At 60.6% G+C, this 6,269-nt stretch carries 7 protein-coding genes and 1 tRNA gene; 5 read left to right on the top strand and 3 right to left on the bottom strand.

Features of this window, described 5'->3' with window-relative positions:
• Positions 1 to 1,072: RluA family pseudouridine synthase (locus tag EOA86_RS18110; protein ID WP_164891810.1), on the bottom strand; the 1,072-nt coding region annotated here is incomplete at its 3' end.
• A 25-nt stretch (positions 1,073 to 1,097) separates the two neighbouring features.
• On the opposite strand from EOA86_RS18110, the gene EOA86_RS18105 reads away from it, so the two are divergent.
• From EOA86_RS18105 to EOA86_RS18085, 5 genes are all read left to right on the top strand, one after another.
• On the top strand, positions 1,098 to 1,475 hold the full coding sequence (locus tag EOA86_RS18105) for a fimbrial protein (protein WP_128342916.1): 378 nt from the start codon (positions 1,098 to 1,100) through the stop codon (positions 1,473 to 1,475).
• Positions 1,472 to 1,879 carry a VOC family protein gene (locus EOA86_RS18100; RefSeq protein WP_128342914.1) on the top strand — a complete coding sequence of 136 codons (408 nt, stop codon included), beginning with the start codon at positions 1,472 to 1,474 and terminating at the stop codon, positions 1,877 to 1,879. Before EOA86_RS18105 ends, EOA86_RS18100 begins: the two co-directional genes overlap by 4 nt.
• 90 nt (positions 1,880 to 1,969) lie before the next feature.
• Positions 1,970 to 2,044: transfer RNA gene (locus tag EOA86_RS18095), tRNA-Glu, on the top strand.
• 203 nt (positions 2,045 to 2,247) lie between these two features.
• Positions 2,248 to 2,829, top strand: a complete 582-nt coding sequence (locus EOA86_RS18090) for a VOC family protein (protein WP_128342912.1) — start codon at positions 2,248 to 2,250, stop codon at positions 2,827 to 2,829.
• A gap of 26 nt (positions 2,830 to 2,855) precedes the next feature.
• Positions 2,856 to 3,743 carry a glutathione S-transferase family protein gene (locus EOA86_RS18085; RefSeq protein ID WP_128342910.1) on the top strand — a complete coding sequence of 296 codons (888 nt, stop codon included), beginning with the start codon at positions 2,856 to 2,858 and terminating at the stop codon, positions 3,741 to 3,743.
• Between the two features lie 148 nt (positions 3,744 to 3,891).
• Here EOA86_RS18085 and EOA86_RS18080 read toward each other — a convergent pair whose 3' ends face one another.
• Together EOA86_RS18080 and EOA86_RS18075 are read right to left on the bottom strand one after the other, a co-directional pair.
• Entirely contained in the window at positions 3,892 to 4,776 is an 885-nt protein-coding gene (locus EOA86_RS18080) for a hypothetical protein (protein ID WP_245485604.1), read from the bottom strand.
• Between the two features lie 403 nt (positions 4,777 to 5,179).
• Entirely contained in the window at positions 5,180 to 5,416 is a 237-nt protein-coding gene (locus EOA86_RS18075) for a hypothetical protein (RefSeq protein WP_128342907.1), read from the bottom strand.
• Positions 5,417 to 6,269: the final 853 nt, after the last annotated feature.

Below are 6,269 nucleotides of genomic sequence, written 5' to 3'. Positions count from 1 at the left end.
CCTCCATATCCCTCGGTACAGGCGCCTCGAACCTCATCGTTAAATGGGTCGTCGGATGCCGAAATTCAAGGAGGCGGGCATGCAACGCCTGTCGCGGAAATGCCTTCACCCGGCCCTTCAGCGGCTCGGGCAGCCGGTTCGCCTTGGTACGAAAGGCCTGGCCGTAATCGGGGTCGCCGACGACCGGATGGCCGATATGGGCCATATGGACACGGATCTGATGGGTGCGGCCTGTCTCGAGCCGGCATTCGACCAGACTTGCCGAGGCAAATTGCTTTTGCTGCTCGCCAAAGCGCTCGATCACGGTGAAATGGGTGACGGCGTGGCGGGCATCGTCGCGGCCCTCCGGCACCACGGCGCGGCGCACGCGGTCAACGGCGCGGCCGAGCGGCTCGTCCACCGTGCCTGTCGGTCTCATCGGTATGCCCCAGACCAGCGCCAGGTAGGCGCGTTTGAGATCGCCGGTCAGGCCATGATCGGCAAAGGCCTCCGACAATGACTTGTGGGCGCGATCGGTCTTGGCGACGACCATGACGCCACTGGTCTCCTTGTCCAGGCGATGGACGATGCCCGGCCGCCGCACACCGCCGATGCCGGAAAGACTATCGCCGCAATGGTGGATCAACGCGTTGACCAGCGTGCCGGTCCAGTTGCCGGCGCCGGGATGGACGACAAGCCCAGGCGGCTTGTTGATGACGATCAATTCATTGTCTTCATAGAGGACGTCGAGCGCGATGTTCTCGCCTTGCGGCTCCGCCGGCTCCGGCTCCGGCATATCGACCGATACGCGGTCACCGGCCGCCATCTTGCGTTTGGTCTCGTTGACCGGCTGGCCGCCGACCTTGACGGCGCCGTGTCTGATCAGCATCTGCACCCGGCTGCGCGACATGTCCGGGCCGAGCTTGCCCGCCAGCCACCGGTCGAGGCGCTGGCCGGCCGCATCGGGACCCGCTTCCAGCACGATCGATCCCCCGTTTGGCGATCTACCGTCTGGTGATCCGCCCTCCATCAATCCATTCCCTATCAATCCATCCTCTATCAATATGGGGGCCTCTTCGTTATGAGCGCTCATCGAAATCGCTCCGGGATGTTTTGCCATGGCTGCTGCCGACGAAGACGAGGAAAAGCCGCTCGACCCCGAGGTTGAAAAGGTGCGCAAGAAGCTCGTCCGCTTCGTCGCCATCAATCTTGGCCTGCTGTTTCTCGCCCTTATGGTGGTGATCGCGGCCCTTGTCTACAAAACGCGCACCGCGCCACCTGCAGCCCCACCCCTTGCCGGCGACATCCAGGTGCCGGCCGGCGAGCCGCTGACCGGCGACGTCGTGCTGCCGGTCGGCGCCAAGCTCATCAGCCAGTCGCTCTCCGGCAACCGCGTCTCCATCGATGCGGAACTTGCCGACGGCAGCCGCGCCATCTTTGTCTACGACATCACTGAGCGCCGCATTGTCGGTCGCTTTTCGATCCGTAACAAATGACTGGATTCGCCGAACATCGCCGTGTGGCCACCGTCGCGCTTGTCGTCGCAAATTACGACGAGGCGATCTCCTGGTACGTCGGCAAGCTGGGCTTTTTGCTCATCGAAGACGTGGATCTTGGCGGCGGCAAGCGCTGGGTCACGGTGGCGCCGGCCAATGGACAAGGCGCGCGGCTGCTGCTGGCCGAAGCGGCCGATGATGCGCAAAGGGATAGTATCGGCAACCAGACCGGCGGCCGCGTCTTTTTGTTTCTCGAAACCGACGATTTTGTCCGCGACCACACGGCAATGCTCGAAAAGGGCGTCGAATTCCGTGAGGCACCTCGCCACGAGGCCTACGGCACGGTGGCGGTTTTCGCCGATCTCCATGGAAATCTCTGGGACCTGATCGAGCCAAAACGATAGGATTGCAACGGATATTTTTCCAGCATCATCGACTGTCCGAAGCCCAGTTGCTTTTTCCCAGCCGTCAGCCTATATCGCCGGTTCTTGAACGCGCCCATCGTCTAGCGGTCAGGACACCGCCCTCTCACGGCGGGAACAGGGGTTCGATTCCCCTTGGGCGTACCAAGGATCTCAAAACGTTTGCGTACCTGGCATCGCCGTCGGTCACGGCCGCAGTCACCGCTTCTGGCGCGGCCCCCTCAATTGAATTAGCATCGCGTCATGTAAATAGGGGCCAAAGGTGCAGAACGCGGCCGGAGATGAATTTGTCGCGCAGCGAATAGATCCAAGCTCGTCGGGAAGAGAAGAGCGCAGGGAGAGAGGGCCAAATGCAGAAACTGCAGTCGCAGGGTGTCCATCACATCACGCTGGTCGGCGCCGGGCGCCAGACTTCGATCGATTTCTGGGAAGGCGTGCTTGGCATGCCTTTCATCTTCGAGCAGCCCAATCTCGACAAGGCCAGCGAAAGCCACCTCTATTTCGATCCGGGTGACGGCCGGCTGATCACTATCTTCACCGATGAGAGCCGCACGCTAGTGAAGCGGCGCACGCCGACCGATACGGGCTGCGTCCATCACATCGCGTTTGCGGTGTCGCGCGTCACCTTCCTGCAGGCGGTTGCCCGGCTCGACGAGCGCGCCATCAAGCACAGCGGCGTCAAGGATCGCGGTTTTATGGATTCGATCTATTTCGAGGATCCGCTCGGCCTGCTGATCGAACTCGCCTCCTACCGTTTCGAGCCGCCGGCGGGCTTCACCCATGCCGACGTGCTGATGCAGGCGCACAAGATTCGCGTCGCGCGCGGCGACTACGCAATCGCCGAAGTGCACCTCGCCGACGCGATCCAGGCGCTTGTCGAGCGCTCCCGCGCCACCTTGTCGGAGGACCGCGCGCCGAAAAATCCATACTGACGACAGCAACCCGAGGGAGGACCATAATGGCAAAGACGACAACGAAGAGTGCGAAGAAGCCGGCTGTCAAGGCCGCCACAAAACCAGCTGCCAAGGCGACAAAGCCTGCGGCCAAGGCGCCGAAAGCTTCCGCCGGGTCGGCAACGAAAGCCGCCGCAAAACCTGCAGGCAAGGCATCCGCGAAGCCCGCGGCCAAGGCCAAAGCGAAATCAGCGAAAAAAGCCGGGCTGACGCTCAGCATGCTGAAGCCGAGCGTCAACAATATGAGCGTTCGGGTGTTTGCGCGCGCGGCCGGGCTCGACCATTCCGAGACCGACGTATGGGGCCACACACGCTCGCCTGAGTACATGGCGCGAAACCCGGCGCATCTGACGCCGATGATCGAGGACAAGGGCTTGCCGAGAGGCGTCCTGTGGGAAAGCTGCGCCATCATGCAGTATCTCGCCAACAAGCATGGGCTGGAGAAATTATATCCCAAGGCGCCGGCCAAGCGGGCAATGATCGACAGCGCCATGTTCTACCTGATCGGCACGCTCTACCCCTATGTGGCGCGCGCCACCTATCCTGCGCTGAACTTCCCACAATATGCCGGCGAGGTCGGCCACAGCGACGCTCATCCCGACAAGAAGTCGGAAGCCCAGAAGGCCGCTATAGCCGCGATAGCCGAGCCGCTGGAGGTCTTTCACAGCTTCTTCAGGAACGGCAAGCCGTTCATCGGCGGCAAGAATCCGTCGATCGCCGACATTCGCCTGGCCGCGACGCTCGAATTCCTGGCCGTCATCGATTATGCGCTGCCGCAATGGGCGAAGGAGTACATGGCGGCGATCGAGAAGAAGCTCGGCAAAGCCTATGCCGAGCCGGCCGCCGACGTGCGCGGCTATATCGCCTATGTGAAGTCGCAGGCCGAGGCGTGAGGCGTCTTGGCTGACTGCGTTGAGCGCATCGAGCTTGCCCCTCAGGCGACAGGGCTGCAGTCATAGGCCGAGACACCGCCCGGCCGCCGGATAGATAGGCCAGAGGCATCGGCATTGCTGCAAATCGGGGCGGCGTTGCGCTTGGCGTTCAGGGACCGAACATCACAAGCTCGGTAAACGTCAGATCTCCGAGCGAGGGTGGTCTGGGACCCTTGAAGTATTTCAGCCCCCTGTTGGGGCGGTACCACCCGAACAGGCCTGCAATCGGCTCCTTGGCGTCGACGACGCACAGCAGGAAGCCGCTTCGCAAGAGAAAGCGTCCCACAGCACCGGCGCACCGGCTCAAATCTGCGAGGGAGCGGCAATAGATGACCTGATAGGATGGGATAAGACCGCGCAATATCCGGCGCGGCATTAATACGAAAGGAAACGCTGCTCCGTCGCAAATGCAAATCAATGAAAGGCAGCCCAGCGCGGCGTGTTCCGAGAGTATGTATCTCTCACTGTCCGGCAGCATCGCCATTTCGGCAAGATCGGGACGAGCTTCAAGCACGCGACATGACCGCTGCGCCGAACTAAAAGCCGGCAAGAAGGCAAATTGTCCGGTGGAGAAGGGGCGAAAGCCGAGCGCCCAGTTGGCTTTTAACGTTGCGGGCGCCGGCGAAATATTCGTGTAGGTCACGTCCCTGCGCTTGAGAAGCGTCGTAACCAATTTGGCGCCATAGGGACGAAATTCCGCGTCGACGGACCAGCTTGAAAGGTTACAGCGGACTTCGTCGCCTTCCTGCCCCGGATAAAGGGTATACAGGGTCAGCACAACGCCGACGATCCGATCAGCCTTCTCCAAAGCCAGGCCGTATTGTGGGAAGTCGGCGACGGCAGGCCGTTGCGACAAACGTGTCAGCGCCTGAATCCAGTAACTCCGGTCACGCTCCGGAAAGCCCCGGCACAGGCAGTCGACCACTCCTTCCCAATCAGCTTGGCGAATTGGTCGACAGAGAACGTCGGGAGGGAGGGCGCCAAGTACGGCCATAAATTGACTTCCAGAATACGATAGTTACTTAGGCATGCTTCACACGCTAACACATTGGTTCACAACGATTAATAATATGTGCCGCATTTAAAGACGACTTTCCGCACTCATCACGAAAACGCAGATCAGATTGACCATGACGCGTCGATGAGCAGCTTCCGTCGGTTAAGGATTCGTTAACCAAATCCCTATCTACTGATCGGCAATTCACCTCCAACTCGCGACCACGGATGTACTGGCGCAGTCGAGGTGGAAGGAAAGGTCGGCTATGTGCCGGCCTTTTTGTTTCAACGGCTATTGTCCCCGGGAAACTGCGGCCTGACTTGTCGTCGGGTGTCAAGCCTTCAAACATCGGGGTGGCGGCATCTCAAGCGATCGGACCCGAATCCCAGTCCACGAGATATCAGTGTTGCCCGCGTCTCGCATTGACATGGCGCGCCAACTCCGGCGCCTCGAAGACGTAGTCGCTCCAGGCCGATTCCGGAATCTCGCCGGCCAGGTAGCATTCCAGCAAAAGACTTTGCTCAGGGCTGAGAGGTCTCGGCGCGCGCTCATGGTCAAGTCTCAGCGAGTGAAACAGATTTCTGGGCGAGTGAAACAGATTTCTGGTCAGGTCCGAGACCGTGAAGTGAATCGACATGTATGCCGTCTCCTTTGACCATCCAGCGCATCACCAGAAAGAATCGGGATCAATCTCTGCCCCGCTTGCCTTCGGTTCAGGACCATGAGCCAAATCAAAACGCTACAACGTGTTTTGTGCGTCCAAAGGTACGCGCGGCGCTGCAATAGCCGTTAACGTCGAGGGCGGGATAAGGTTTCAACGTGGCGGCGGTAACGCCGATCGCGCAACCCGAAACCCACCGGTCAGCACATGCTTTCGGCGATCGCGTGCGCGTGTGACCGAACCGCTGCGTCAGGTGCGCAGTACGTGTTTAGGGCGCATCTTTTTAGCTGCCACCGTTTGAATGCCGGCTGGCTATTCGCAAACCATGCGGACCCGTTTTCCGGGTTGACTTACGTTCCTGCAGGTGAGCGGTTTTGCCGGCTCGGATGACGGCGTCGGATCTTTGGAAATCCTGGTGATTTGCCTCCTCCGCGCCACGGGGGTGCTGGTTCTGCGGGCCGCCGCTCTTTCCGGCGTTTCGGGCGCCACAGGAAAGACATTGGTCTGCAGCAACTGCGGCTGTTCGGCTTGCGCCTGCTGCGGCGGCCTATCCCAGAACCGCCGGACATCGAGTGGCCTTGGAATGACGACGGTGCCGTCGTAGCTGCGCGAGCAGCCGCTCCCCAACAGCAGCATCGGGCACAGAAAAAAAGGCAGGATCCGTCCCAACATCAGCAACACCCTTGCGGGATTTATAACGCGGCTTCGGTTCTACCGACAACCGTCGGAATACACTGCGGGCAAGGCTAGCGCATGACCCGGAGAATCGGAATCGATTTCGCCGGGGATCATGCGCAAAATCAAAAGTGCCGCAGCGTCCCTGGCGCTG

It is taken from the genome of Mesorhizobium sp. M5C.F.Ca.IN.020.32.2.1, from assembly GCF_004023105.1.
Classification (GTDB): domain Bacteria; phylum Pseudomonadota; class Alphaproteobacteria; order Rhizobiales; family Rhizobiaceae; genus Mesorhizobium; species Mesorhizobium wenxiniae.
The sequence above is the reverse complement of the archived record's forward strand: the minus strand, read 5'-3'. Positions and strand labels throughout refer to the sequence as shown.

Bases quoted from the DNA above. Each gene is read 5' to 3' on its own strand.
- EOA86_RS18085 (WP_128342910.1), top strand. From the start codon at position 2,856: ATGGCAAAGACGACAACGAAGAGTGCGAAGAAGCCGGCTGTCAAGGCC.
- EOA86_RS18105 (WP_128342916.1), top strand. From the start codon at position 1,098: ATGGCTGCTGCCGACGAAGACGAGGAAAAGCCGCTCGACCCCGAGGTT.
- EOA86_RS18090 (WP_128342912.1), top strand. From the start codon at position 2,248: ATGCAGAAACTGCAGTCGCAGGGTGTCCATCACATCACGCTGGTCGGC.
- EOA86_RS18100 (WP_128342914.1), top strand. From the start codon at position 1,472: ATGACTGGATTCGCCGAACATCGCCGTGTGGCCACCGTCGCGCTTGTC.
- EOA86_RS18080 (WP_245485604.1), bottom strand. From the start codon at position 4,776: ATGGCCGTACTTGGCGCCCTCCCTCCCGACGTTCTCTGTCGACCAATT.
- EOA86_RS18075 (WP_128342907.1), bottom strand. From the start codon at position 5,416: ATGTCGATTCACTTCACGGTCTCGGACCTGACCAGAAATCTGTTTCAC.